Source organism: Streptomyces sp. NPDC058284, assembly GCF_042881135.1.
In the GTDB taxonomy this organism is placed as follows: domain Bacteria; phylum Actinomycetota; class Actinomycetes; order Streptomycetales; family Streptomycetaceae; genus Streptomyces.
On record NZ_JBHVYE010000006.1, the window covers coordinates 156,745 to 180,742 of the forward strand.

The following is a 23,998-nucleotide window of genomic DNA, read 5'->3' on the forward strand; positions in this document are numbered from 1 at the left end:
GGTCCGAGCCACCGAACAATCCCGTTCAGCCCTGTTCACCGCTGGGCGGACGCCCTAGGCTGAGCGCCCTTCGCGGCCTTGGGAGGTCCTGTGCACGGTCTCCGCGTGGTCATCGTCTGCCTCGTCATCGCGTGTGTCACCGCGGTGTCGCCGGCCTCGGCCGTGACGCCGGGCTGGTCGGCGGTGCCGGTTCCGGCGGCGGTCGCGCCGGTGACCGTGCTCGATCTGGCCGCCCGCGGTTCCGGCGAGGCGTGGGCGACCGGGTACGAGCAGGCCGCCGACGGGATGCGGCCGATGCTGTACGGGTGGGACGGCGCGAAGTGGAGCCGGGACACCAACTTCCCCGGTGTCGGCGAATCCGGCTGGCTCGGCAAGGTGCAGTTCGTCGGCGAGGAAGTGTGGATCTTTCACAACCGCGCGGGGGAGGGGGAGATCCTGCGCCGGTCGGCCACCGGCTGGAGCACCGTTCCGCTGCCGCGGACCCTCTGGACGTACCAGGACTTCACCGCGGTACCGGGAGCGGCCTGGGTCGTCGGTGAGGACGACACCGGCCTGAAGGTGTTGCACTACGACGGCGCCCGCTGGACCGCCCAGCCCACCCCGGACGGTGTGCTGTTCCTCATGGGCGTCACCGCGCGTACCGCGACCGACGCCTGGGCCTGGGCGGACACCGACACCGGGACCGCCGTTCTGCGGTGGGACGGCACGGCGTGGCGGGACGCGAAGGTGCCGCTGCCGTCGAACAGCAACGTGCACACGATCCTCCTCGAACCGTCAGGACGTGCCACGATCGGCGGCAGCCAGTACACCGACGGCGTGACCCGCACCTACCTGACGGCCTGGAACGGGCGGGCCTGGCGCACCACTTACCCGGCGCTGGGCGACACCTACACCGAGGCCATGGTGCGCGGCCCCGACGGCGCGCTGTGGCTGCCGGTGCGCAGCGACCGCGCGTTCCGGTCGAAGTACGCGCGGGTGGACGGCGCTCGTACCGCCTTCTCCTACGGCCCGGAACGCACGAACGCCATCGACGTCCAACCGCGTGCGCTGACGAGCACCGGCCGCTCCCTGCTGTCCTTCGGCACCGTCGAGATCTACGGCTCCAAACCGAATCTGATGAGCGAGCGGCTGGGAGGCTGACCATGGTGCGTCGACTGCTCGTCGCGGCCCTCGCCGTCGCCCTGGCCCTGGTGACCGTCATGACGACGGCCGCGGCAGAGACCCGGTCCTGGCAGCACGTCCCGGTCCCGGCGCAGGTACGCCCACAGGCCGGGCTGAACGAGGCCGTGGCGTTCGGCCCCGACCGGGCGTGGGCGGTCGGGGCCGACGCCGTCGGCCGTGCGGCGCCGGGTTTCCCGCTGATGCTGCGCTGGGACGGGACCGCGTGGCAGCGCGAGAGTCTGCCGGGGGTCCGCTGGCAGGGCGAGCTGCTGTCCGTCGCCGCGACCTCACCGGCCGCGGTCTGGGCGGTCGGCCGGGACTCGGCGGGCGGCTCCCACCTGCTCCGCCACGACGGCAAGGCCTGGTCCGAGAGCCCGCCGCCACGCGGTGTCGTGCTGGGCGAGGTCGTCGCCGGTGGCGGCGAGACCTGGCTGACCGGCTCGCGGAACGGCGCGCAGGCGCTGCTGCGCAGGGACGGGCGCGGCTGGCGGGATCTGCCGGTGCCGCCGGGATACGTGAACGGGCTGCACGTCCTGGCCGCCGACGACGCCTGGGCCGCGGGCGCCACCGGATCGGGGGCGGCCGTGTCGCATTGGGACGGGCAGGCGTGGCAGCAGACGATCGTCGACGGGTTCCCACGCTCGGCCGTGGGCAGCGTGCTTGCGGTCTCGAAGACGGAGGTGTGGGCGGGCGGCACGGCCGGATTCGTCGGCGGTCCTGTGGGCAAACCGATCCCACCCCTGCTCGTCCGCTGGGACGGGCAGGCGTGGAACCGGGTGACCGTGCCCACCGACTTCGGCTCGGTCAGCTCGCTGACGCCCGGTACGTCCGGCGAACTGGCCTGGGTATCGGTGACCCGCTCGCAGAAGCTGGGCCCGCCCGGCAGCTATCCGCCGCTCGTCCCTGGGCCGGACTTCCTGGCCTGGAACGGGCAGTCGTTCACCGAGTACGCCGAACCGGCGGTGGCCGGGGAGGGCGACTCCCGGACGCTGCGCCTCGCCCCGGTGCCGGGGTCGGCGACGGTGTGGTCGGTCGGCCGCGCCGACGGTCCCGAGGGCGCGTTCGCGCCGCGCGTCCTGCGGTTCGGGTGACGGGCCTTCCGCGAGCACGGCGACCTTCCTCACGAACTGCCCGGCTGCCGCTCCTCGGCTGGCGGGCTCCCGGCCGGCAGGTGAGCATGTGTGGTGCGTGCCGGGTTCCGGGCGCCGTCGACCGAACGTAACGCCGGGAGCCGTCATGTCTCAGCCTCGTCAGCAGCAGACCCCGCCGGGTGCCACCTCCGGGATGACCCCGCGGCCCGACCACGGCGAGGAGAGCTACCGCGGATCGGGGCGGCTGGCCGGCAAGGCAGCCGTCATCACCGGCGGGGACAGCGGCATCGGCCGCGCCGTGGCCATCGCGTACGCCAGAGAGGGCGCGGACGTCCTCCTCTCCTACCTCGACGAGCACGAGGACGCGGCCGAGACCCAGAGATGGGTGCGGGAAGCGGGCCGCAGCTGTGTGCTCGTCCCCGGCGACGTGGCGGACCCGGCGCACTGCCGGTCCATCATCGACAAGGCGGTCAAGGAGTTCGGCCGGGTGGACGTGCTCGTCAACAACGCCGCGTTCCAGATGACGCGCGACTGCGTCGTCGATGTCCCCGACGAGGAGTGGGACCGCACACTCGCGATCAACATCAGCGCCTTCTTCCATCTGACCAAGGCCGCAGTGCCGCACATGCGGCCGGGCTCGTCGATCATCGGCAGCACCTCGGTGAACTCCGACATGCCGCCGCCGCAACTCCTCCCGTACAACGTCACCAAGGCGGGCATCGCCAACATGGTCGGTTCGCTGTCGCAGCTGCTCGGCCCCAAAGGCATCCGTGCCAACAGCGTGGCGCCGGGCCCCATCTGGACGCCGCTCATCCCCTCGACCATGCCCGCGGAGGACGTGGAGAACTTCGGGACACAGGTGCCGCTCGGGCGTCCCGGCCAGCCCGCGGAGCTGGCGCCGGTGTACGTCATGCTCGCCTCGGACGAGGCGAGCTACGTCTCCGGGGCGCGGATCGCCGTCACCGGTGGACAGCCGATCCTGTGAGCGAGGACGGGACCGGTCTGTATCCGCTGCGGCTGTCGGTGACGGCCAAGCCGCTGGTGTTCGGAGGCAAGGCCATCGCCCGTCGGCTGGGCAAGAGCGGTATCCCCGACTGGAGCATCGCGGAGACGTGGGAATGCAGCGACGTCACCGGCGCGGGCTCCGTCGTGACCGCCGGGCCACTGGCGGGGCGGTCTCTGCGGCAGGTGGTCCTCGACCGTCCGCGGGAACTGATGGGCGTGGGATGGTCCGGCGAGTACTTCCCGGTGCTGACCAAGTTCATCGACGCCACCGGCACCCTGCCGGTGCACCTGCACGCGGGCGACGAGACCGCCCGGCGCCTGGAGAACGCGCGCAACGGCAAGACCGAGGCATGGCACATCCTCGACGCCGCCCCCGGAGCGAGCGCCCTGTGCGGCGTCAAGCGCGGCGTCACCCCTGAGCGGCTGCGCGCCGCACTGCGGGCCCAGGACTTCGACGCAGTCCTGCGCCGCCTCCCGGTATGCGCGGGCCAGACCATCTACGTGCCCGGCGGCACCTTGCACAGCTTCGGGCCCGAGACCCTCGTCTACGAGATCGAGCAGACGTCCGACATCCAGCAGCACGCGATGCGCTGGCACATGGAGGACGGCTCGCCCGTCGACGACGAGGAGTTCGACGCCAACCTCGACATGCTGATGCGGCAGGTGGAGCCGGCGAGCAGGCCGTACTTCCAGCCGGGTCTGCGCATCGGCGCCGGTGACGGCGTCGAGCGGGTCTTCCTCTGCGCGAGCCCCTATTTCGCCCTCGAACGGTGGCGTGCCGGGACGGCCGAACCGCTGCGCCACTCCTTCGCCACCGCGCAGATCCTCTCCAACGTCGGCGCGCCGGTCCGCGTGCGGTCGGGCACCTGGGACGAAGAGCTCGGCCGGGCCGAGACGCTGCTGCTCCCCGCGGTCTGCCAGGACGTCGAGATCACCGGGCCCGCCGACGTCCTCTTCGGATACCTGCCCGACCTGGACCGGGACGTCCGCGCTCCGCTGCGCGCGGCCGGCTACCCGCCCCACCTCATCGACACCCTCGGAGCGGTGGAATCGGCCGCGACTTGACGGGACATGACTGATCTCGTTGTCCTTGGGCAGGGTGGTGAAGATGCCCTTGGGGGGATGATGGGACATGACGGGCGGCTCGCGGTGCTGCCCCGCGCGCCGCGTGCGTGGCTCGGACTGATCGCGGGCCTCGCCGCGCTCGTGGTCGTCGTCCTCGGGGTCCTGTACGCCGGGCACAGCGAGCCCGGCAGGGTGGACGGGTGGGTCGTCCGGCCGACGGCGGACAGCGTGGGGCCCCCGTGGCGGCACGTCGCTCTGGCCGTGGACTTCCTGGGAGAGCCCGCCGGAGCCGCGATGCTGGTCGTGGCCGCCGTGGCGGGCTGCCTGCTGCTTCGCAGCCCCCGTGCGGCGGTGCTCATCGTGGTCGGCCTCGCCGTGACCGTGGTGACGGCGACACTGCTCAAGTACCTGGTGGGACGCACCATCCACGGGGACGACAACCTCTCCTACCCGAGCGGGCACACCGCCTTCCTCACCGCGCTCGCCCTCATGGCGGCGCTCCTCGCGACCGGCAGGCTCGGCCTCGGCAGGGCGGCGGGCACCTTACTCGTGCTCGCCGCGGCGCTGGTCGCGGGCGCCGCCATGGGCTGGGCGCAGGTCGCCCTGGGCGCGCACTACCCGACCGACGTCCTCGGCGGCTGGTGCACCGCGCTTGCGGTGATCCCGGCGACGGCCTGGCTGGTCGACCGGACGGCGGACGGGATCTCCGGCCGGAGGGCCGATCGGAAGGTCCCTGAGGAGGCCGACGCCGGTCGGTGCGAGCGGCGCTGACGCCTCGTCACGCCAAGCGGCGGAACACCGGCTTCACCGGCCGTCCGGCCAGCCAGGGGCCGGGATCGGCGGCGTCCAGCGCCTTCCGGTACACCGCGCACGCCCCGGCCACCACGTCGACGGTGTGATCGATGTCGGCGTCGTCGAGCGCGCTGCTCACCACGAACGACGGGGCGAGGACCCCGCCCGCGAGGAGGTGGCGCAGGAACAGGGTGCGGTACTGCTGCGACGGCCGCCGGTTCTCGTCGAGGGTGGCGAAGACCAGGTTGCTGGCCCGGCCCCGCACCACGACGTGGTCGCCGACGCCCATGCTCGCCGCGGCCTCGCGGACCCCCGCGGCCAGCCGCTCGCCGAGCGTGTGCAGCCGCGCCGTGATGCCCTCCTCGACATAGGTGGCCTGCACCGCCATCGCGGCGGCCAGGGAGTGCGTCTCCGCACCGTGCGTGGTGGAAAGGAGGAACACCCGGTCGTCACGGTGGCGCAGTCCGCCCCGCTCCATCAGCTCGCGGCGCCCGGCGAGCGCGGAGACGGCGAACCCGTTGCCCAGCGCCTTGCCGAACGTGGACAGGTCGGGGACGACGCCGTACAGGCCCTGGGCGCCCGCCTCCGACCAGCGCAGCCCGGTGATCATCTCGTCGAAGACGAGTACGCAGCCGTGCCGGTCGGCCAGTTCGCGCAGCCCCTCCAGGTACCCGGGCGGCGGCTCGCTGTGCCCGGCGGGTTCGAGGATCAGGCAGGCGACCTCGTCCGGGTAGCGCGTGAGCACCTCCTCCGTGGCGGCCAGGTCCCCGTACGGGAAGGCCACGGTGAGCTCGGTCGTCGCCGCCGGAATGCCGGCGGACATCGGCGTGGTGCCGATGAACCAGTCGTCGACGGAGAAGAACGGATGGTCGCCGCAGATGGCCACCCGGGGGCGCCCCGTGACGGCGCGGGCCAGGCGCACCGCGGCCGTGGTGACGTCGGAGCCGTTCTTCGCGAACTTCACCATCTCGGCGGTCGGCACCGTGGCCAGGAAGCGTTCGGCGGCCTCGACCTCCAGGATGGACGGCCTGACGAAGTTGCTGCCGCGGTCGAGTTCCCGCCGCACCGCCTCGATCACGCGGGGGTGGGCGTGCCCGAGGCTGACCGACCGCAGACCGGAGCCGTACTCGACATAGCGGTTGCCGTCGATGTCCCACACATGGGCGCCGCGGCCGTGGCTGATGACCGGGGCCAGGTCCTCGGGGTACTGGTCGTCGCCCTTGGCGTAGGTGTGCGCGCCCCCCGGGACCAGGGCGTGCAACCGCTCGTTGGCCCGCCGCGACCGGGGCAGTCGGAATTCTTCGGTGTCCACGACGACCTCAGCTCTCTCCGTGCTTCGACTTCTGCTTCAGGACTTCTGCTTCAGAGCCTGTCTTTGAACCCCCGTCTGCGCCCCGACGCCCGGCACGCACGCTCGGCGCACGGAGCCCCAGGACAGGTGGCTCCGCCACATGACCTGGAACTCCGCACTCCGATCGCACGCTTCCCCAAGCTCTCGGCTCCGCTCGAGCAGGGGAGGCCCCAATCCACCGCTGCGCCCGCGCTTCGCGCGGACGACGGGGGTTCAAAGACAGGCTCTCAGGGCGTCGGCGAGGCTCGGTGCCTCCCGGTCCCGCCGGGACATCGACGTGACCGGCAGCGGCCACGGAATGGCGAGCTCCGGATCGTCGAAGGCGATCGTCACGTCCTCGGCCGGGTCGTGCGGGCGGTCGATCCGGTAGGAGGTGTCGGCGGTGTCGGTCAGCACCTGGAAGCCGTGCGCGCACCCCGCGGGGATGTACAGGGTCGTCTGGGTCTCGCCGGACAGCTCGAAGAAGGCCCGGTTGCGGTACGTCGGCGAGTCCGGCCGCAGGTCCACGACCACGTCGAAGATCTTCCCGTACGAGCACCGCACGAGCTTGGCCTCCCCGTCGCCGGAGCGCAGGTGCAGCCCGCGCAGCACGCCACCCACGGAGCGCGACAGGCTGTCCTGGACGAAGGCGTGCGGGTCGAGGCCCACCGAGCGGACCACGTCGGCGTCGAAGGTGCGGCAGAAGAAGCCGCGTTCGTCGGCGTACGGCGTCGGCTCGAAGAGGAACGCGCCGGTGATCTCCGGCACTTCGGTCGCTTTCATCGGATCTCCCGCTGGGCATGGGCTCGGGTGTGGTCGCTCGACGGGAACAACGCCGCGCTCAGGGCGGTGAACTGGTGTTCAAGGCGCTGGGTGGCGGCGAGGTTTCGCTCGGTGAGGATCCGGCGCAGCCGCGCCGAGTGCTGCTCCAGTTCCCGGAACTGGGTGAGGAGCCGGTCGGCGTCGACCTCGCGGGCCGGATGGCAGTACGCGCCGAGGCCCATCAGGGCCATGAGCGCGTCGCTCTTCGCCGCGTAGCTGAGCGCGAGCGTCGGTGTGCCGGCCTTCAGCGCGCAGACGAGGTTGTGGTACCGGGTCGCCACCACGGCGTCGGCGGCCGCCGTCTCCTCCATCAGGTCGGCCAGCGAGGCCGTTTCGGCGGCGGTGACCAGCGGTGAGCCGACCGCGTCGAGGATCGCGGCGACCACCGGCGCGTCACACGCGTCACCGGTGAGCAGCCGGACCTGCCGGCCGTCCGCCACCAGCGCGCGGACGAACCGGGTCGTCCCTTCGAGGTAGCGCCGGTGGATCTCTTCGGCCCTGGCCCGGTCGTCGTTGCTGCCGTGGAAGGCCATGACGCCGACGCAGACCGGGCCGGGCGCGCCCGCCGGGGGAGCGCTCGCCCGCGGCGCAGGCAGCGCGAACGCGAGGTCCGGGTAGACCTCGTCGCCTCCGGTGTCCACGCCCATCTCCCGCAGCGCGTCACGCGACAGCGTGTCCCGGTACGAGCGGTAGGCGGCGAGCCGGGCCGACCAGCGCACCAGGGCCCGGGTCGGCCGGTCGGCGATCGCGGCGGCACCGACGCCGACCAGCGCGACCCGGGTGCCGAACAGCCGGCCGCTCGCGCAGAGCAGGAACAGCGAGTACGGGAAGCCCCACGGCCGCAACGGCAGCGTGGCCTCCAGGACGCCCATGCCCGGCACGATCACCACGTCGTGCCTGTGCACCCAGGCGGCGGTGCGGAAGACGTCGACGAGTTTGCCGAGCCCCTTCCCCACGACGGCACCCGCGCGCGACGCGGTCCGGTACTCCCCTCGGTACCAGTGCAGCCGCGTAGCGGGGATGCCGTACCGGGCCGTGACCGTCCCGGGTCCGCCGCACAGCGCGTCCACGGCCGCCTCAGGATGCGCCGCGCCGAGGTGGCCGAGCACGGCCTCCAGCGACCCGTCGTTGCCGAGGTTGCCGGAGCCGAGCAGGCCGAACACCCCGACGCGCACCCGGGGTTGGCCCGTGGATGTCATGCCCGTCCGCCTTCGCGGCCCTCACGGCCGGCGACGAGGGCGTCGACGGAGACGGTGAGCAGGGCCGGGTCGACCGGGGCGCGGTCCTCGACCCGCTCACCGGCGCCGGGACGGGCCCGGCCGGCCAGCCATGCGGCCAGGTGGCCGTAGCAGGCGCGCCGGTCGGCCGGGGACAACGGCGCCCGCCGGATCGCCGAGACGAAGCCCCAGACGTACTCGGCGAGCAGCCGGGGCGTCGGGTGCAGCGGGCCCGCCCTGCGCGGGTCCAGGTTGACGCACCGGGCGCGCTTGCCGGGGTTCGCCCGCTCGGCGCGGGTGGGGTGGTCGCGGCGGAAATACAGCAGTTCGGGCACCTGGTGGAAGGCCCCGTGCAGGGTGATCTCGGCGACGAACGTGCGGTCCGCGTGGTGGTAGCTGTCGTGCGGCTTCACCCGGCGCAGCACGTCGGCCCGCATCACCCCGTAGAAGTCGTCGCCGCCGGGCTCGAACAGCAGGCTGCGGAAGCGCTCCGGCGCGTCGGGGGAGTCGGTGGCGAGCCCGTACTCGTAGGGGACCTTCACCTGCCCCTCGGCGTCGATGACCGCCTGCCCGGAGTGGGCGAGGACGATCTCGGGGCGCTCGTCCAGCGCCTCGACGCAAGCCCGCAGCAGGTCCCGGGCGTACAGGTCGTCGTGCGACGCCCACTTGAACAGCTCGCCGCGGCACTGGGTGAAGACGTAGTTGTGGTTGGGGGCGGCGCCGATGTTCCGCAGCAGCCGGACATAGCGGATGCGCGAGTCGTTCGCCGCGTACTTGCGGCAGATGTCCTGCGTTCCGTCGGTCGAGGCGTTGTCGGTGATGACCAGCTCGAAGTCCTTGTACGTCTGGCCGAGCAGCGCGTCGAGCGACTCGGCCAGGTACTCCTCGCCGTTGTACACGGGCAGGCCGATGCTCAGCCTGGGTTGGGCGGTCATGAAGTCCTCACTTCGGGGATGGGGTTCTTGGAGCGCTCGCGCAGGGCGGACCGCAGCTGCAGCCACCACACGGCCGAGCCGCAGACGGTCGCGGCGGCGACGCCCCAGGCCGAGCCGACGGTGCCGGCCACGGCCGCCCCGCCGAGTCCGCCGCCGACATAGAAGGCGGAGGCGATCAGCTGGCTGCGCAGGCTGCGGCGGGCCGCGGCGAGCGCGCGCAGTCCGGCCGCCGCGCCGGTGCCCAGACCGGCGCCCGCGACACCGAGTGTGACCGGCACGATGAGCTCGGACGCGGAGTTCCAGACGTCGCCGAGCACGAGCTCGCCGAGCCGGTCGGGCATCAGCAGCAGCGCCGCGCCCCAGATCAGCGCGGCGACGGCCTGCACGCCGCCGAGCAGGAGGCAGAACACGCCGAGCCGGTGCGGGGCCTGCCGCAGCACCCGCGCCGCCTCCGCGACGGTGACCAGCGAGAGGCCCATCAGCACGGCCATGAACGGGCCGAGCAGCAGCTCGGCGCCGCGGATCACACCGACCGCGCCGACCCCGACGATCGCGCCGAGCCCGTACGCGCGCAGCTGGCTCGCGCCGCTGACGCCGACGTTCTCGGCCAGGTACCGGTAGCTGAGGTCGCGGTGGTCGCGGAGCCACTCGCGCGCGCCGCCGGGCCGGGGCCGGATGCCGGACTGGAAACAGCCGTACACCGCCGCCACCGCGGCGGACGTGCCCCAGGCGAGCACGAAGGCGGCCACGCTGCCCACGCGCGCCGCCACCACCATGGCGGGGACGAGTGCCACGCCCCACACGAGGTCGTTGACGAATGCCTTGCGCCCGGTGCCCGCGGCGAAGAACGAGTACCGCCAGGCGTCCTGGAGCAGAAGGCCGGGCAGCATGGCGCCGAGGCAGGCGAACGCGGGTCCCACCCGGCCGCCGACCGCGAGGCCGACCACCAGGCTCACCGCGCCGAGGGCGACACCGACGCCGAGCGCGGTACCCGAAGAGCGGGCCACCGCCCCGCGCCAGGACGCCTCCGGCACGCCGCTGAAGCGCACCACCAGCGGGTCGGTGGCGAGGCCGCGGGAGACGCTGAGCACCACGCCGTAGGTCACCCAGGCGAGGCTGAACACGCCGAAGGCGACGAGCCCGAGCGAGCGTGCCACGTAGACGCCCACCACGAAGTTGCTGATGCTGGAGGCCGCCTGGTCGGCAAGACCCCAGGACAGCCGGCCGACGACGGCCCGCTTGGCGGCGGACCGGGCGCCGGAGCCCTGGTCCGCCGGGGCCGTCGTCTTCTCCCCGCCGGTGGTCATCGGCGTCATGCCTTGAGCAGCCCGGCGCCGTGCAGGGCGTCGGCCGCGGCGGCCACGGTGTCGAACGGCAGCCCGGCCCGCTCGGCGATGTCCAGCAGAGCGTGCTCGCCGTCGGAGAGGCTGAGCACCCAGAGCATGGCCATCTGCGCCTGCTTGGTGTCGCTGCGGCCACCGAGCGCGTCGTACAGCCCCCGCCGCCCCAACTGCGGTTCCCCGTAAGGACTGAGGTTGATGTAGCGCCGGTTGCGGTCGAGCAGCGCGAACGCCTCGCGGCAGACCGCGAGGGTGTCCGCCATCGCCTCCGGGGAGACGAGGTCCAGGTTGTCCGCCGAGGTGTGGTACTCGGGGTAGCCGGCGTACGGCGTCCGGCTGAGCGAGCCCACGCCGAGGTCGAAACCGGGCGAGCAGAACTGCCGCTCGTCGTAGCCGTACGGCGTGAACTCGTTGACCTGGTGCGGTCGTCCGGAGGCGGCAAGGACGTACCGCAGCACCCGGTCGATCTCCGCGTCGCCGCGCCTGCTCTGCTTGTACGTCAGGTCGCCCGGGTCACCCGCGCAGGCCAGCACCAGCCCGTGCCTGACCTGCTCGATCCGCTCCGCGTTGCGGGCGAGCCAGGTGATCGCCCCGATGGTGCCGGGCGCGAAGATGAACCGGTAGGTGTAGTACGGCGTCCGCTCGGCGAGGGCCCTGGCCAGGTACGTCGCCACCGCGATGCCCGCCAGGTTGTCGTTGGCCAGCGACGGGTGGCAGACGTGGCAGGAGACGATCACCTCGTCGGGGACCTGCCCGGGGATCACGTGCTCGGCGTAGGTGAGGTGGCCGTCGGCGAGTGTGGCGTCGACGCACACCTCGTACTCGCCGTCGGGCAGCGCGTCCAGCGTCTCCTGGGCGAGGCAGAACCCCCACTCCGGCTTGTAGTAGCTGGTGCGGTACGGCACCCAACTCGGGTGCTCCGGCAGGGTGTACAGGTGCTCGCGCAGCTCGGCCAGCGGCATGGTCGCCGACACCGGCACGCTGTAGCCGAGGACGTGCAGGCTGGACGCGGCGAAGTCGACGACCCGGTTCCCGGCGGCGTCGGCCATGTACGCGTCCCGGATGTTCCACTCCTGCGGCACCGTCCAGTCGAGCACCTGCGTCCCGGTCGGCACCTCGTGCATCCGCAGCGGCAGGTACTCGTCGACGATGCTCAGGGTGGCGCGCACCCCGTCGCCGGTGATGCTCCGGCAGAGCGGGTACAGCCGCTCCACCAGCTCGTACATCTGCTCGCCCGTGCTCTTCTCCACCCGGTCGGTCATCGGCGCCACCGCAGGGTGTCGTCGACGGTGCCGGCCTCGGACGCCGCGCGCAGCACGGCGAGGCGGGTGAAGCGCTGCTCGAAGTCCTCCCGGGTCAGCCCGAACTCCCGGTAGGCATCGGCGAGTTCGAGCGCGCCCCGCTGCACCGTCCACTCGCAGTCGAAGCCGCCCATCGCGGCGCGGAACCGGGAGAAGTCCACCCGGTAGGAGCGCGGGTCGGCGCCGTTCTCCCCGGTGATCCGCACCTTCGATCCTGACACCGCCTCGGCGACCTGCTCGGCGATCTCGGCGACGGTGACGTTGTTGACCTCGCTGCCGATGTTGAACGCCCGGTCGTGCACCGCCTCCTTGGGCGCGGCCAGCGCGGCCGCGAAGGCCCGCGCGATGTCCGCGGCGTGCACCAGCGGGCGCCAGGGGGTGCCGTCGGAGAGCACGAGCACCTCGCCGGAGAGGAGGGCGTGGCCCACCAGGTTGTTCAGCACGATGTCGGCGCGCAGCCGGGGCGAGTAGCCGAAGGCGGTGGCGTTGCGCATGAACACCGGGCTGAAGTCGCCGTCGGCCAGCGCGTGCAGGTCGTCCTCCACCCGCACCTTGGATTCCGCGTACGGCGTCACCGGGCGCAGCGGGGCGTCCTCGGCGACCAGGTCGCCACCGCCCGCCGCGCCGTACACCGAGCAGGTCGACGCGTACAGGAAGCGCCGCACCCCGGCCTCGCGGGCCAGCCGGGCGAGGCGGACGGACGCGTGGTGGTTGATGTCGTAGGTGAGGTCCGGCGCGAGGGACCCCAGCGGGTCGTTGGAGAGCGCGGCCAGGTGGATCACGGCGTCCACCCCGGCCACGTGGTCGGCCGTGACGTCGCGCAGGTCCACCCGCACGCCCGGCGGATCCGCGGGCGCCGGGCCGAGGACGCAGTCGGCGAACAGGCCGGCGTCGAGGCCGACGACCTCGTGTCCGGCGGCCGTGAGGACCGGGGCCATCACGGTGCCCAGGTAGCCCTGATGTCCGGTCAGCAGTACGCGCAAGGTTCATTCCCCCAGGTCGAGAGTGAGTTTGGTGACGGCGAACGCCTCGGCGTAGCGCGCGTGGCATTCGATGCCGCGGATCCGCGCGAGCCCGAGGAACGCCTCCCGGTCGTACCAGGGCCGGTGCCGCTGCGAGGGGTAGTGCTCCTGCAGCAGCCGCACCTTCCGCTCGGCGGTCTCCGGCGACAGCGGCTGGTACGCCACCGGGCGGCCGAGATCGCCGTCCCACTTGACGATCTCGTAGCCGAGCACGAGGTGGTCGCGGAACGCGGTGGTCATCAGCTGCGCCAGGCCGCGGTGGTCCTGGTGCGCGTCGTCGGTACGCGGGGCGAGCACCAGATCCGGATCGCTCTGCCCGCGCAGCTCCTCGACGGCGGCCTTGGCCTCGTCCCACTGCGCGGGAAGCCGGCCGTCGGTCAGCTTCAGCACGGTGAGCCGCAGGTCGGCGCCGGGGCAGAAGGCGGTGAGCGCGGCCCGCTCCTCCTGCTCCCGCTCGCCGCCGCCCCCGGTGAGCACCAGCGCGTCGACGCGGATGCCCGGCCGCGCGAGGCACAGCGCGAGGAGCGTGCCGCCGGCGCCGATGGCGATGTCGTCGCAGTGCGCGCCCACCGCGACGATCCGGTCCAGAGCGCCGGTCCCGAGCCGGATCACGCGGTCGCCGCCGTGGCGCCGCGCCCGGCCCCGGCCGGGCCGACCCGCACGCCGTCCCGCTCCCACACGGCCCACGGGCGCTCGCCCCTGGCGTACGCCTCGTCGAGCGCGGCCCGCTCCTTGACGGTGTCGGTCGGCTTCCAGAAGCCGCGGTGCTGGTACGCCACCGCCCGCCCCTGCTTGGCCAGTCGGGCGCAGCCGTCGCCGATGAGGTCCCCGTTCTCCGGGATGTGGTCGAAGACCTCCTGGCGGAGCACGAAGTAGCCGCCGTTCTCCCACAGCGGCAGATCGCTCACCGCGGTGATGCCGCCCACCAGGCCGTCCTCGCCCAGGTCCACGCAGTGGAACGACGACTGCGGCGGGACCACCATCATCGAGGCGCCCGCGTCGCGGCGGGCGAAGGAGTCGATCATGTCCGGCAGCGGGGCGTCGGTGAGCACGTCGGCGTAGTTGGCGAGGAACATCTCGTCGCCGTCCAGGTGGTGGCGCACCCGGCGAAGGCGTTCCCCGATGGGCGACTCGATGCCGGTCTGCGCGAACGTGATCGTCCAGTCGGCTATGTCGGTGGAGAGCAGCTCGGTCCGCCCGCCGCGCAGCACGAAGTCGTTGGACGTCGTCTCCTCGTAGTTGAGGAAGAAGTTCTTGATGTGGTGCGCGCCGTAGCCGAGGCACAGGATGAACTCCGTGTGCCCGAAGTGCGCGTAGTAGCGCATGACGTGCCAGATCAGCGGTCGCGGGCCGACCATGGCCATCGGCTTGGGTACGTCGTCGGAGGCTCCGGCGCGCATGCGCAGCCCGTAGCCGCCGCAGAACAGTACGACCTTCATGATGTGGCCTCGACAATGCTCAGTTCCGGGATGGGAAAGACCAGGCGTCCGCCCCAGTCGTGCACGAAGGACAGCTGCTCGACCAGCTCGGCCCGCAGGTTCCAGGGCAGGACGAGCACGTAGTCTGGCCGGTCGGCGGCTATCTGCTCGGGCGACAGGATCGGGATGCGGGTGCCGGGGGTGAATCTGCCGTGCTTGTAGGGGTTGCGGTCCACCGTGTAGGCGAGCAGGTCGGGCCGGATGCCGCAGTGGTTGAGCAGGGTGTTGCCCTTGCCGGGGGCGCCGTAGCCGACGACCGTCTCGCCGCGCTCGGCCGCCGTGATGAGGAACTTCAGGAGGTCCCTGCGGACCTTGGCGACCCGGGCGGAGAACTCGGTGTACCCGGACAGCTCCTGGAGACCGGCCGCCTTCTCCCTGGCCAGCACGTCGGCCACCCGCTGACCGGGTTCGCCCGCCACCTCCTGCGGGCGCGTCCAGAGCCGGATGGAGCCGCCGTGCGTGGGCAGCAGCTCGACGTCCACGAGCGCAAGGCCACCGCTGGCCAGGGCCCGGATCGCGGACGCCACCGTGTAGTACTGGAAGTGCTCGTGGTAGATCGTGTCGTACTGGTTCTCCTCGATCAATGTCAGCAGGTGCTGCACCTCGATGGAGACCCATCCGTCGTCGGCGACCAGGGCGCGCAGGCCCTGGGTGAATCCGACCACGTCGGGGATGTGCGCGTAGACGTTGTTGGCCACGACCAGGTCGGCCGGGCCGTGCTCGGCGCGGACGGCCGATCCGGTGTCGGGGCTCAGGAACTCCGTGAGCGTGGGCACACCGGCGTCGCGCGCCGCGGCGCCGACGTTCACCGACGGCTCGATGCCGAGGCAGCGGATCCCCCGGTCCACCACGTGCTTGAGCAGGTACCCGTCGTTGCTGGCGACCTCGACCACGAAGGCGTCGGGGCCGAGCCCCACCCGCTCCACGGAGTCGGCGACGAATGTGTGCGCGTGCGCCACCCAGGACGTCGAGTACGACGAGAAGTACGCGTACTCCTTGAACGTCTCCTCCGGCGTGATCAGCACAGGCAGCTGCGCGAGCCAGCACTCGGTGCAGACCCGCAGGTGCAGCGGGTACGCCGGTTCCGGCTCGTCCAGTTGGTCCGCGGCGAGGAAGCTCTCGCACGGCGGCGTCGCCCCGAGGTCGACGACGCTCGCCGTCGCTTCCGAGCCGCAGAGTCGGCATCGTGTCATGTACTTTTCCCATCCCCCCTGCTCGCGCGGGTCTTCCCGTCACGAGTCAGTGCTGACCGCCCCGCGATCGCGGTGCGGTACTCCTCCACCAGGCGCTCCAGGCCGACGGCCGGGCTGAAGCCCCGCTCGTAACGGCGTCGGGCCGCCCGGCCCATCTCCTGGCCCAGGGCCGGATCGGCCGCGACCCGGCGCAGGCAGGCCGCGAGCGAGGCGCTCTCGCCCGGCCGGTGCAGCAGCCCGGATACCCCGTCCTCGACGAGTTCGACGAAGGCGCCGTGACCGGCGGCGACGGCCGGTACCCCCGCCGCCATCGCCTCCACGACGACCAGGCCGAACGCCTCGAGCCAGGTCGAGGGAGCCACCACGGCGACCGAGCGAGCGATCGCCTGCCGGCACTGCGCCGGGTCGTACAGGCCGACGTAGCGCACGTCGTCCCGGCCCGCCGCCCACGCGCTCACCTCCCGCTCCAGCGGCCCCGTACCGGCGATGACGAGCGGCACGCCCACACCGCCGCCCGCCGCGAGCTCGTCCCACGCGGCCATGAGCAGCCGTACGCCCTTGGCCTCCGCGAGCCGGCCGAGGTAGAGCAGATGCTCGCCGGGGCCCGAGCGGCGGGCGTCCGGCTCCGGCACGAAGTTGTGCTTCACGGCCAGCCGTTCGGCGGGCATGCCCGAGCGCACCAGGACGTCGCGCTGCGCCGCGGAGATGCAGAAGAACCGCTCCACGCCGGACCACCACCGCCGCCGGTTGACGACGAGGCTGACCGCGAGCGGCACCGTCGCGAGCCGGGAGTTCCGGTAGCAGCCGTGCCGGACGGCGGGCAGCGGCGTGGAGCCGACGCACTCGGTGCACGGCAGGCCGTCCCGCTGCAGCGTGCCCGGCGGGCAGACCTGGGTGTAGTTGTGCAGTGTGGCGACGGCGGGTACACCGGCGTCCGCGCAGGCGGCGAGGACCGCGGGCGACAGGAGCGGGAAGACGTTGTGGACGTGGACCACGTCGGGTCGCTCGGCGCGGAGCCGGGCGGCCAGCTCCTTGCGCACCGCCGGGTTCCACGGCACGAGCAGCGGCAGCGCGGCCTTGCCCGGCAGGGACCGGGCGGCGATGTCGTCGCTGCGCCGCTCGAACACCCCGACCCGGTGGCCGGCCCCGCGGAGCAGCTCCACCTCCTGGTCGACGACCTTGTTCTCTCCGCTCGGCTGCGCCGAGTTGTAGCGGTTGTGCACCACGAGAACGTGCATGTGCGAGGTCACCTCCGATCCTGGGCCCAGCGCGGGACGCGTCGTTTCGGGGCTTCGGGCACCGGAAGGGCCGGAGCAGTGGCAGTGGCAGTGGCAGTGGCAGTGGTAGCGGCGGGCGCCGCGAGGAGCGAGGCGGCGACGGCCAGATGCAGCAGATACGGCGAGGCGTCGCCGAGGCCCGCCTCGGTGTATGAGGCGATCGCGCAGTAGCTGATGAGGAAGATCGCGCAGGCCCTCGCCAGCGACGGGGGCCGCAGCAGCGCGACGCCGCCGAGGACGGCGATGATCGTCGCCACGATGGCGGCGCCGGTCAGACCCTGCTCGTGATAGACGGCCAGCCAGCTGTTGTCGATCGGCAGCCCGCCGAACGACTTGTCGCCGAGGCCCACGCCGAACAGCTTCTCCGCGGTCGTCCGGGGCGCCGCGAGCAGGGCGTCCCAGACCTTGGCCCGCCCGGTGAGGCTGGTCAGGTACTCCTCGCTCTGGCCGCGCAGGAACCACGCCCGCAGCGCCGAGGCGAACCCCACCGCCGCCACCGTCGTGATGAGCACCGCCCAGGTGAAGAAGCGGCGGGCGGCGGCGCTGGTCAGCAGGAGTGAGCCGATCGCGAGTGCGAGGCCGATGAGCAGCCCGAGCGTGGCCGTGCGGGTGTGCGTCAGGGCGAGCAGGACGAGCGAGGGCACGATGACCACCACCGCGCTCGCCCTGTCGGTCCTGCGGTCGAGGAGGAGCAGTACGGTGAGCCCGATGATCACCGCGGCGTACTGTCCGATCTGCGGCGGGGTGAGCGGCCACAACGCGCCGACCAGGCGCCCGCCGTAGAGATCGGGCATGGCCGCGCCCGGTGAGGCGAGCGCCCCCGCGGCGACCGAGCCGAGCACCGCGAAGTACATCCGGATGTGATGCCGTACGAACGTCAGGCCGCCGTCCCACCAGCGGCTGAGCAGCCACAGTGTGCCGACGAAGAGCGCGAGGCGGACGCAGCGGAACAGCGCGCCGAACCCGGACTCCAGGTGCACGCTGGAGATCACGCTCGGCACGAGGAGCAGCGTGAGCAGGAAGACGTAGGCGCTGGGCCGGATGCGCAGCCGGAGGTTGACCGCGAGCGCCAAGGCGAACGCGGCGACCAACGCGCCCATGGTGACCATCTGGATGAGGGAGCGGGGGAGCGGGATGATGGTCTTCGCCCCGGCGGAGCCGAGCGTGTTGAGGACGAGCAGCCCCCAGACCGTCGCGACGATCTTCGACGTGTGGCCCTCTGCCATCTCAGCCACCCTCCGGCGAGCGGAAGGTGCTGCCCGCGTCCTGCAGGTACGGCGCGCCCTGCCACTGGCCGAAGTCGAGCACCCGGCTCGGGTCGTGGGTGACGAACTTCCACGGTCCGATGTAGGTGTTGTCGTGCCAGCGGTTGTGCTGCTTGCCGGTGATCGCCTCGGCCACCCGCTCGCCCTGGTACGGCGACCAGTCCGGGTAGGTGCCGTAGTTGGCGAGGACCGCCATGCGGTCGCACTTCACCGTGCACTCGACGACGGACTTGTCCAGGACGAAGCGGTTGCCGTGGATGTCGACCCGCTGGGTCTTCCACCGGCAGTCGGCGTAGAGCGGCGCCCTGGAAATCGCCGGGTCGGCGCAGCGCCCGGTGTCCTTCACCAGCAGCGTGCAGTCACCGGACGAGGTGTTGGCCGGGCTGTTGCAGAACCGGTCGGCGTTCTCCCACAGGGTGATCCCGGACCAGTTGTTCTCCAGCACGTTCCGGTAGATCTCGATCTTGTCCGTGCGGGCCTTGATACGGGGTTCGCCGCCGGATTCGGAGAAGTAGAGGGTCGCGAACGGGAAGCTGTCGCCGCGGTCGGCGTACCTGCTGCCCTCGATCCAGTTGTTCCGCCGGAACGTGTTCTTCCGGATGACCGCGTTGTAGCTGGTCTCATAGATCAGCGCGGCCCCGTCGTTGTCATCGAGCACGTTCTCCTCGATGCGGAAGTCGTTGTTGTTGGTGTCCGCCCACAGACCGGTTCCGCGGTTGTCGTGCACCCAGTTGCCGCGGATGTCGGCGCGGTTGACGGCCCAGAACTTCACGCCCCCGGTGCAGCCGCAGCCCTTGCGCCGCCGCTCCCAGTCACCGGTGTTGTTGCCCACGATCTCGTTGCCCTCAAGGACCAGATCGCTGAGCCGGCCCTTGGCCTTGTACGCGTTCATGCCGTACTGGCCGTTGGCGCGCAGGCAGCTGCCCCGGACCCGCTGGCCGGAGCCGGCCATCAGCCCGGCGGCGGAGTTGTGCTGGATCGTCGCGTGCTCGATCAGCCACCCGTCGGCCGAGTCGTGGTTGACCACGCCCTCGTCGTGCGGCGCGACGAAACGCTGCACGGTCAGATAGCGGATGGTGACGTCGCGGGCGCTGCCGCCGAACGCGTACTGGTTCTTCTTCCTGCCGTCGAGCACCGCGCCGGGCGCGCCGAGGTAGCGGTCCCCCTTCTTGGGGATGACCTGGGCGTAACGGTCCGGATCGAGCCTGTGCTTGCCGGGCCGCAGCCAGAACGTGGTGTTCGGGGGGCTCTTCTTGGTCTTGGCCGCCAGATCGCCGACCACCGCGGGATCGACCCTCACGGCGCCCGCCGGCGCCTTGGCGGGACCGGCCGCCGGTTTGGCGCACACCCGGGCCACGGACCGGGCCGCGGACGTGGTGGGAGCGGCGGTCGGCTCCGCCGCGGGCGCGCCCGAGGTGCTGTCGCAGCCGGACGCCAGCAGGGCCAGCGCCAGCGGTGCCACCGGTAACGCCCACTTCCGCCACTTCATCCCCACGCGTCCTCCCTAGCCACGGAACCTGAGTACGGTGGTGAACCCCTGCGTGCCGTCGGCGAATCCGGTGCCGATCAGCGTGGTGGCGGGTTCCTTGCGCCCGAAACCGGCCGAGTACCAGCCCAGCGGCGGGTCGCTCTCGCCGCGATGCGCCCGCCAGTCCAGCTCTTCGGGCAGTTCGAGCACCGCGGAGCGGTCCTCGCCGTCGCGGGTCCAGGTGAGCACCGCCCTGCTCCCCACCAGGTCCGCGGCAACCGCCGGGCCGAGGTGGAACGCCAGCCGGGCGCCGCGACGCGGGCCGCGCACCTCGTCGATCACCCTCAGCTCCCGGGACGCGGCCACCAGCTCCACCCGGCGCCGGTGCACGGAGGGCTCGTACCCGTCGTGTTCGGCGCACCAGCGGGCCGTCCCGCCCCCGGAGACGTCGCGGGTAACGGAGGCGTCCGGCACGGCCTCGGTCAGGACGCGGGTGCGGGCGTGCCGGGTCCACAGGAACGGGCCGCCGGAGACCGACTGGTCGGCGCCGTCCAGCTGCAGGGTGTTGTGGCCGAGGGTGGAGCGGAAGTACTGCCGCCACTCGGGCTGCCCGTGGTAGCAGTACGTCCCGGGGTCGGCCAGCACGTCGACGCCGTCGTGCCGGACCTCCACGGACAGCGCGTCCGCGTGCGCGTGCGCGGCGATGGACAGGAAGCCGTGCGGGCCGCCGTCGCAGCGGCACCAGATCTCCCCGGGGCCCCGCAGGATGGTCATGCCCGGACCGGTGAAACGGTCCGGCCGCCGCGCCGGGCGGGACACGGCGGGCGCGCTCCCGCTCTTCGCGTACGGCGTGACGAGTGCGGCGAGGAACGGGGTGCGCACATCGGTGCCGGTCACCGCGGGCCACCAGGCGAGCCGGCCGAACACGGCGTCGCCGGTGGCGAGCAGCGAGGCCCAGCGGTCGGTGCCCGCGCCGTCGACGACGAGGCCGTGCCCGTCGTCCGCGTCGCCCTGGCGCGGCGGCCGCAACCGGTTGTCCACGACGGCCGCGAGCGCGTCGGTCATCCGCAGCAGCACAAGCCGGATCGACGGAGGAACCGGCACACCTGCGGCGTCCGCCTCGGCCACCGCCGCCAGGCCGAGTTCGAGCACCAGGCCGTGGTACTCGGTGGCCAGCTCGCGGTTGAGGCCGGACGGATAGGTGTTGCTCCGCAGCCGCCGCTCAAGGGAGCGCAGCGCGCCGGTGCGCCAGCGCGCCGATGCGGGGAACCAGCCGAACGCGCAGGCCGCGGCGGCCTGCCCGGCGGCCTCCGCGATGACGTGGTTGTTCGCCGATGAGCCCCTGCTGGGGAAGGCGGCCAGCCAGCGCTGGTGGTGCCAGATCTGGTTCAGCGCCACCGGGTTGCCTTCGAAGAGCCCGGCCGCCCCCGGCCAGGCGTCGAGCAGCCGCCGTATCCACACCCAGGAGAGCAGCCGGATGCCCAGCTCGATGCCGCTGATCCAGTGCACGCCGCGCAGCGGTGGGTTGGCCGCCCACCACGACCGCAGGTGCCCGGCCACGCGCTCCGCGTACCGCTCGTCGCCGGTGACCGCGTAGGCGGCGGCGAGCACGGTGAGGTACTGGTGCCGGGACAGCTCCCAGATCTGCTTGATGTCGCCGACCGCGTCCTCGTCCCGGTACGGCAGGCCGAAGGCGTAGCCCGACGGGGCCCGGCGCCCGGTCTTCGGGTCGTGGCACCAGTCCGGGTCGGCCAGGTCGTCGCGGCCCACGCCGAAGAACTCGGCGTGCCCGGCCATCAGCCGGTCCGCCTCGGCGACGAGACGCTTCGCGGCGTCCGGCGGCACCGCGGCGACCGCCCCGGCGGGCAGCACCGCGGTGAACCGGGCGCCGGTCACCCGCGGGCAGCCGGGCGGCTCCGAGCGCCACCGCCGTCTGCGCACCGCGTCGCCCACCCGGCCGCCGACCTCAAGCGGCCCCATCCGGGACAGCCGCCGCAGGTACCAGCCCGGGCTTCCCGAGCCCACCGTCATCGCGCCGCCCCCGCCAGCGTCACCGGCGCGCCGCAGGCCAGGCCGCTGTGCACGGCGAGGGTGGCCGCCGTGGTGGCGACGAGCGACTCCAGCGGCACCGGCATCGGCCCGCCGGTCCGCACGGCCTTGAAGAACGCGGCGAGTTCGGCGTTCTGGCCCTTGTCCCTGGCCTTCGGCAGCCGCGAGCTGACCCACCGCTTGCGGCCGTCGTACACGGCGGCACGGACGAAGTCGTCGAGCCGCAGCGCACGGCCGTCCGCGACCAGGTCCAGCGTCTCCTTGGGGAAGCCCGCCGGCCCCGTGGTGACGTAGCTGATGGTGGCCGTGGAACCGTCCGGGTAGGCCAGGACGACCTGGAGGTCCTCGTTGCCGGACGTGGCGAGCGCGTACACCGAGACCGGGTCGGCCCCGAGCAGCCAGCTCGCCGTGTCGATGAAGTGCCCGCCCTCACCGGCGAACCGCGAGCCCTCGGAGCCCTGTTGGAGGTACCAGCTGCCGTGCGCCAGCCGGCCCGCGTTGACCAGATAGCGCAGGCTCGCCGGTCCTGTCCGCTCGCCGAACCGCTGCCTGGCGTCCTTCAGGAGCGGCGCGAACCGGCGGTTGAAGCCCACCTGCAGCCGGTCGTTGCCGGACTCCTCCACCGCCGCGACCACACCGGCCAGCTCGTCCTCGTCGAGGGCCAGGGGCTTCTCCACGAACACCGCCTTGCCCGCGAGGAGCGCCCTGCGGGTCAGTTCGGCGTGCGAGCTGTGCCGGGTGACGACGAACACCGCGTCGATGGACTTGTCACCGAGCACGGCGTCCAGATCGGTGGTCGCCTCATCGAAGCCGAACTTCCGCTTGGCGTTGGCCGCGGACAGCGCCGTCGTGGTGACGACGGTCGACAGGGCGATGCCGTCGCGCCCCGCCAGGTGCGGCAGCAGCATCGACGTCGCGTAGTTCCCGGCGCCGACGAACGCACAGCGCACCGGCGCCCCGGCGGCGCGGGCCGGACCGCGCGTGACACTCACCGAGGGCACGTTCACCGCGGGCACGGTCGCCGCCGGGGCCCCGGCCTCGGCGGTGACCTCCTGGCCGGGGTAGCGGAACAGCACGGCCACGGCCTTCAGTTCGCCGTCCTTGAGGCCCCGGTACGTCTCGACGGCGTCATCGAAGTCGGCGATGTGGGAGACCAGGGGCTCCACGTCGACGCGGCCGCGGGCCACGAGGTCGAGGAAGCACGCGAGGTTGCGGCGCTCGGTCCAGCGCACGTAGCCGATCGGGTAGTCGCGCCCCTCCAGCTCGTACGCCGGGTCGTAGCGCCCGGGGCCGTAGCTGCGGGAGAAGCGGACGTCGAGCTCCTTCTCGTAGTACGCGTTCCACGGCAGGTCCAGACGGCACTTGCCGATGTCGACGACCCGGCCGCGGTCCCGGCAGAGCCGGGCGGCCAGCTCGACGGGCTGATTGCTGGAGCCGCCCGCGGCCAGGTACACCTGGTCCACGCCGTGGCCATCGGTCAGTTCGGCGACGGTGGCCTCCACGGCCGCGGATTCGGGATCGCCGCAGGCCGCGGCGCCCAGGCGTTCGGCGAGATCGCAGCGCACCGGGTCCGGGTCGACACCGACGACGCGGACCCCGGAGGCGGCGAGGAGCTGCACCACCAGCTGCCCGATCAGGCCGAGGCCGATGACCAGCGCCGTTTCGCCGAGCCGCGACTCTCCCTGGCGGACGCCCTGCATCGCGATGGAGCCGACGGTGCCGAAGGCCGCGTGCCGCGCCGCGAGGCCGTCCGGCACCGGGGCGTACAGGTTCTTCGGCACCCAGTTCAGCTCGGCGTGCAGCGCGTGCTCATTGCCCGCGCAGGCCACCAGGTCACCCACCCGCACATCGTCGATCCCGGCGCCGACCTGCTCGACCACCCCGCACAGCGAGTAGCCGAGCGGCGTGTAGGAGTCGAGCTTGCCCATCACCTTGCGGTACGTGGCGGGCACCCCGTTGGTGGCCACGCTCTGCATGACCTTGGCCACCTGGTCGGGACGGGAGCGGGCCTTGCCCACCATCGACATGCCGGCTTCGGACACCTTCATGAGCTCGGTACCGGTGGAGATCAGCGAGTAGGCGCTGCGCACCAGCACGCCGTCGGGCTTGCACCCCGGCACCGGCACGTCGAGCAGCGCCAGTTCGCCGCTCTTGTAGTTCTGCACAACCTGTTTCACCCGAGCTCCT

General features: G+C 72.6%; 20 protein-coding genes. 5 read left to right on the plus strand and 15 right to left on the minus strand.

From position 1 onward, the window contains the following. Positions 1 to 90 precede the first annotated feature (90 nt). The 5 genes from ACFVYR_RS11605 to ACFVYR_RS11625 all read left to right on the plus strand — a co-directional run bounded on the left by ACFVYR_RS11605 (position 91) and on the right by ACFVYR_RS11625 (position 5,093). On the plus strand, positions 91 to 1,140 hold the full coding sequence (locus ACFVYR_RS11605) for a hypothetical protein (RefSeq protein WP_384252051.1): 1,050 nt from the start codon (positions 91 to 93) through the stop codon (positions 1,138 to 1,140). Between the two features lie 2 nt (positions 1,141 to 1,142). Continuing rightward, entirely contained in the window at positions 1,143 to 2,252 is a 1,110-nt protein-coding gene (locus ACFVYR_RS11610) for a hypothetical protein (RefSeq protein ID WP_384252054.1), read from the plus strand. A 145-nt stretch (positions 2,253 to 2,397) separates the two neighbouring features. After that, positions 2,398 to 3,237: an SDR family oxidoreductase gene (locus ACFVYR_RS11615; RefSeq protein ID WP_384252056.1), complete on the plus strand. Its 840-nt coding sequence runs from the start codon at positions 2,398 to 2,400 to the stop codon at positions 3,235 to 3,237. After that, a complete protein-coding gene (locus ACFVYR_RS11620) occupies positions 3,234 to 4,322 on the plus strand; it encodes a class I mannose-6-phosphate isomerase (RefSeq protein WP_384252059.1) in 1,089 nt (362 codons plus the stop codon). The genes ACFVYR_RS11615 and ACFVYR_RS11620 overlap by 4 nt, the downstream gene beginning before the upstream one ends. A 60-nt stretch (positions 4,323 to 4,382) precedes the next feature. Further along, on the plus strand, positions 4,383 to 5,093 hold the full coding sequence (locus ACFVYR_RS11625; protein ID WP_384252167.1) for a phosphatase PAP2 family protein: 711 nt from the start codon (positions 4,383 to 4,385) through the stop codon (positions 5,091 to 5,093). Between the two features lie 7 nt (positions 5,094 to 5,100). Here the strand turns inward: ACFVYR_RS11625 and ACFVYR_RS11630 are convergent, their stop codons facing one another. The 15 genes from ACFVYR_RS11630 to ACFVYR_RS11700 form a co-directional block, all read right to left on the minus strand. Beyond that, entirely contained in the window at positions 5,101 to 6,426 is a 1,326-nt protein-coding gene (locus ACFVYR_RS11630; protein WP_384252061.1) for a glutamate-1-semialdehyde 2,1-aminomutase, read from the minus strand. A 252-nt stretch (positions 6,427 to 6,678) separates the two neighbouring features. Next, positions 6,679 to 7,227 carry a dTDP-4-dehydrorhamnose 3,5-epimerase gene (gene rfbC / locus ACFVYR_RS11635; RefSeq protein WP_384252064.1) on the minus strand — a complete coding sequence of 183 codons (549 nt, stop codon included), beginning with the start codon at positions 7,225 to 7,227 and terminating at the stop codon, positions 6,679 to 6,681. Next, positions 7,224 to 8,465 carry a polysaccharide pyruvyl transferase family protein gene (locus ACFVYR_RS11640; RefSeq protein WP_384252067.1) on the minus strand — a complete coding sequence of 414 codons (1,242 nt, stop codon included), beginning with the start codon at positions 8,463 to 8,465 and terminating at the stop codon, positions 7,224 to 7,226. Before ACFVYR_RS11640 ends, rfbC begins: the two co-directional genes overlap by 4 nt. Next, entirely contained in the window at positions 8,462 to 9,418 is a 957-nt protein-coding gene (locus ACFVYR_RS11645; protein WP_384252070.1) for a glycosyltransferase family 2 protein, read from the minus strand. Before ACFVYR_RS11645 ends, ACFVYR_RS11640 begins: the two co-directional genes overlap by 4 nt. Continuing rightward, the gene (locus ACFVYR_RS11650) at positions 9,415 to 10,734 is read right to left on the minus strand and encodes a hypothetical protein (protein ID WP_384252073.1); all 1,320 of its coding nucleotides are present in this window, start codon (positions 10,732 to 10,734) and stop codon (positions 9,415 to 9,417) included. The genes ACFVYR_RS11645 and ACFVYR_RS11650 overlap by 4 nt, the downstream gene beginning before the upstream one ends. Further along, the gene (locus ACFVYR_RS11655) at positions 10,731 to 12,020 is read right to left on the minus strand and encodes a DUF4910 domain-containing protein (protein ID WP_384252076.1); all 1,290 of its coding nucleotides are present in this window, start codon (positions 12,018 to 12,020) and stop codon (positions 10,731 to 10,733) included. The genes ACFVYR_RS11650 and ACFVYR_RS11655 overlap by 4 nt, the downstream gene beginning before the upstream one ends. Beyond that, the gene (locus ACFVYR_RS11660; protein ID WP_384252079.1) at positions 12,017 to 13,042 is read right to left on the minus strand and encodes an NAD-dependent epimerase/dehydratase family protein; all 1,026 of its coding nucleotides are present in this window, start codon (positions 13,040 to 13,042) and stop codon (positions 12,017 to 12,019) included. Before ACFVYR_RS11660 ends, ACFVYR_RS11655 begins: the two co-directional genes overlap by 4 nt. Positions 13,043 to 13,045: 3 nt before the next feature. Continuing rightward, positions 13,046 to 13,693 carry a PIG-L deacetylase family protein gene (locus ACFVYR_RS11665; protein ID WP_384252082.1) on the minus strand — a complete coding sequence of 216 codons (648 nt, stop codon included), beginning with the start codon at positions 13,691 to 13,693 and terminating at the stop codon, positions 13,046 to 13,048. Continuing rightward, a complete protein-coding gene (locus tag ACFVYR_RS11670) occupies positions 13,690 to 14,520 on the minus strand; it encodes a glucose-1-phosphate cytidylyltransferase (protein WP_384252085.1) in 831 nt (276 codons plus the stop codon). The genes ACFVYR_RS11665 and ACFVYR_RS11670 overlap by 4 nt, the downstream gene beginning before the upstream one ends. Next, a complete protein-coding gene (locus tag ACFVYR_RS11675) occupies positions 14,517 to 15,752 on the minus strand; it encodes a class I SAM-dependent methyltransferase (protein WP_384252088.1) in 1,236 nt (411 codons plus the stop codon). Before ACFVYR_RS11675 ends, ACFVYR_RS11670 begins: the two co-directional genes overlap by 4 nt. Further along, positions 15,749 to 16,990 (minus strand): glycosyltransferase, encoded by a 1,242-nt coding sequence (locus ACFVYR_RS11680; protein WP_384252091.1) that lies wholly within the window; start codon positions 16,988 to 16,990, stop codon positions 15,749 to 15,751. Before ACFVYR_RS11680 ends, ACFVYR_RS11675 begins: the two co-directional genes overlap by 4 nt. A gap of 8 nt (positions 16,991 to 16,998) precedes the next feature. Further along, entirely contained in the window at positions 16,999 to 18,255 is a 1,257-nt protein-coding gene (locus tag ACFVYR_RS11685) for an O-antigen ligase domain-containing protein (protein ID WP_384252094.1), read from the minus strand. Position 18,256: 1 nt separating this feature from the next. Beyond that, a complete protein-coding gene (locus ACFVYR_RS11690) occupies positions 18,257 to 19,789 on the minus strand; it encodes a right-handed parallel beta-helix repeat-containing protein (RefSeq protein WP_384252096.1) in 1,533 nt (510 codons plus the stop codon). A 9-nt stretch (positions 19,790 to 19,798) separates the two neighbouring features. Continuing rightward, positions 19,799 to 21,793, minus strand: coding sequence for an alginate lyase family protein (locus tag ACFVYR_RS11695; protein ID WP_384252099.1), 1,995 nt, complete (start codon positions 21,791 to 21,793; stop codon positions 19,799 to 19,801). After that, the gene (locus ACFVYR_RS11700) at positions 21,790 to 23,988 is read right to left on the minus strand and encodes a bi-domain-containing oxidoreductase (RefSeq protein ID WP_384252102.1); all 2,199 of its coding nucleotides are present in this window, start codon (positions 23,986 to 23,988) and stop codon (positions 21,790 to 21,792) included. The genes ACFVYR_RS11695 and ACFVYR_RS11700 overlap by 4 nt, the downstream gene beginning before the upstream one ends. Between the last annotated feature and the right edge of the window lie 10 nt (positions 23,989 to 23,998).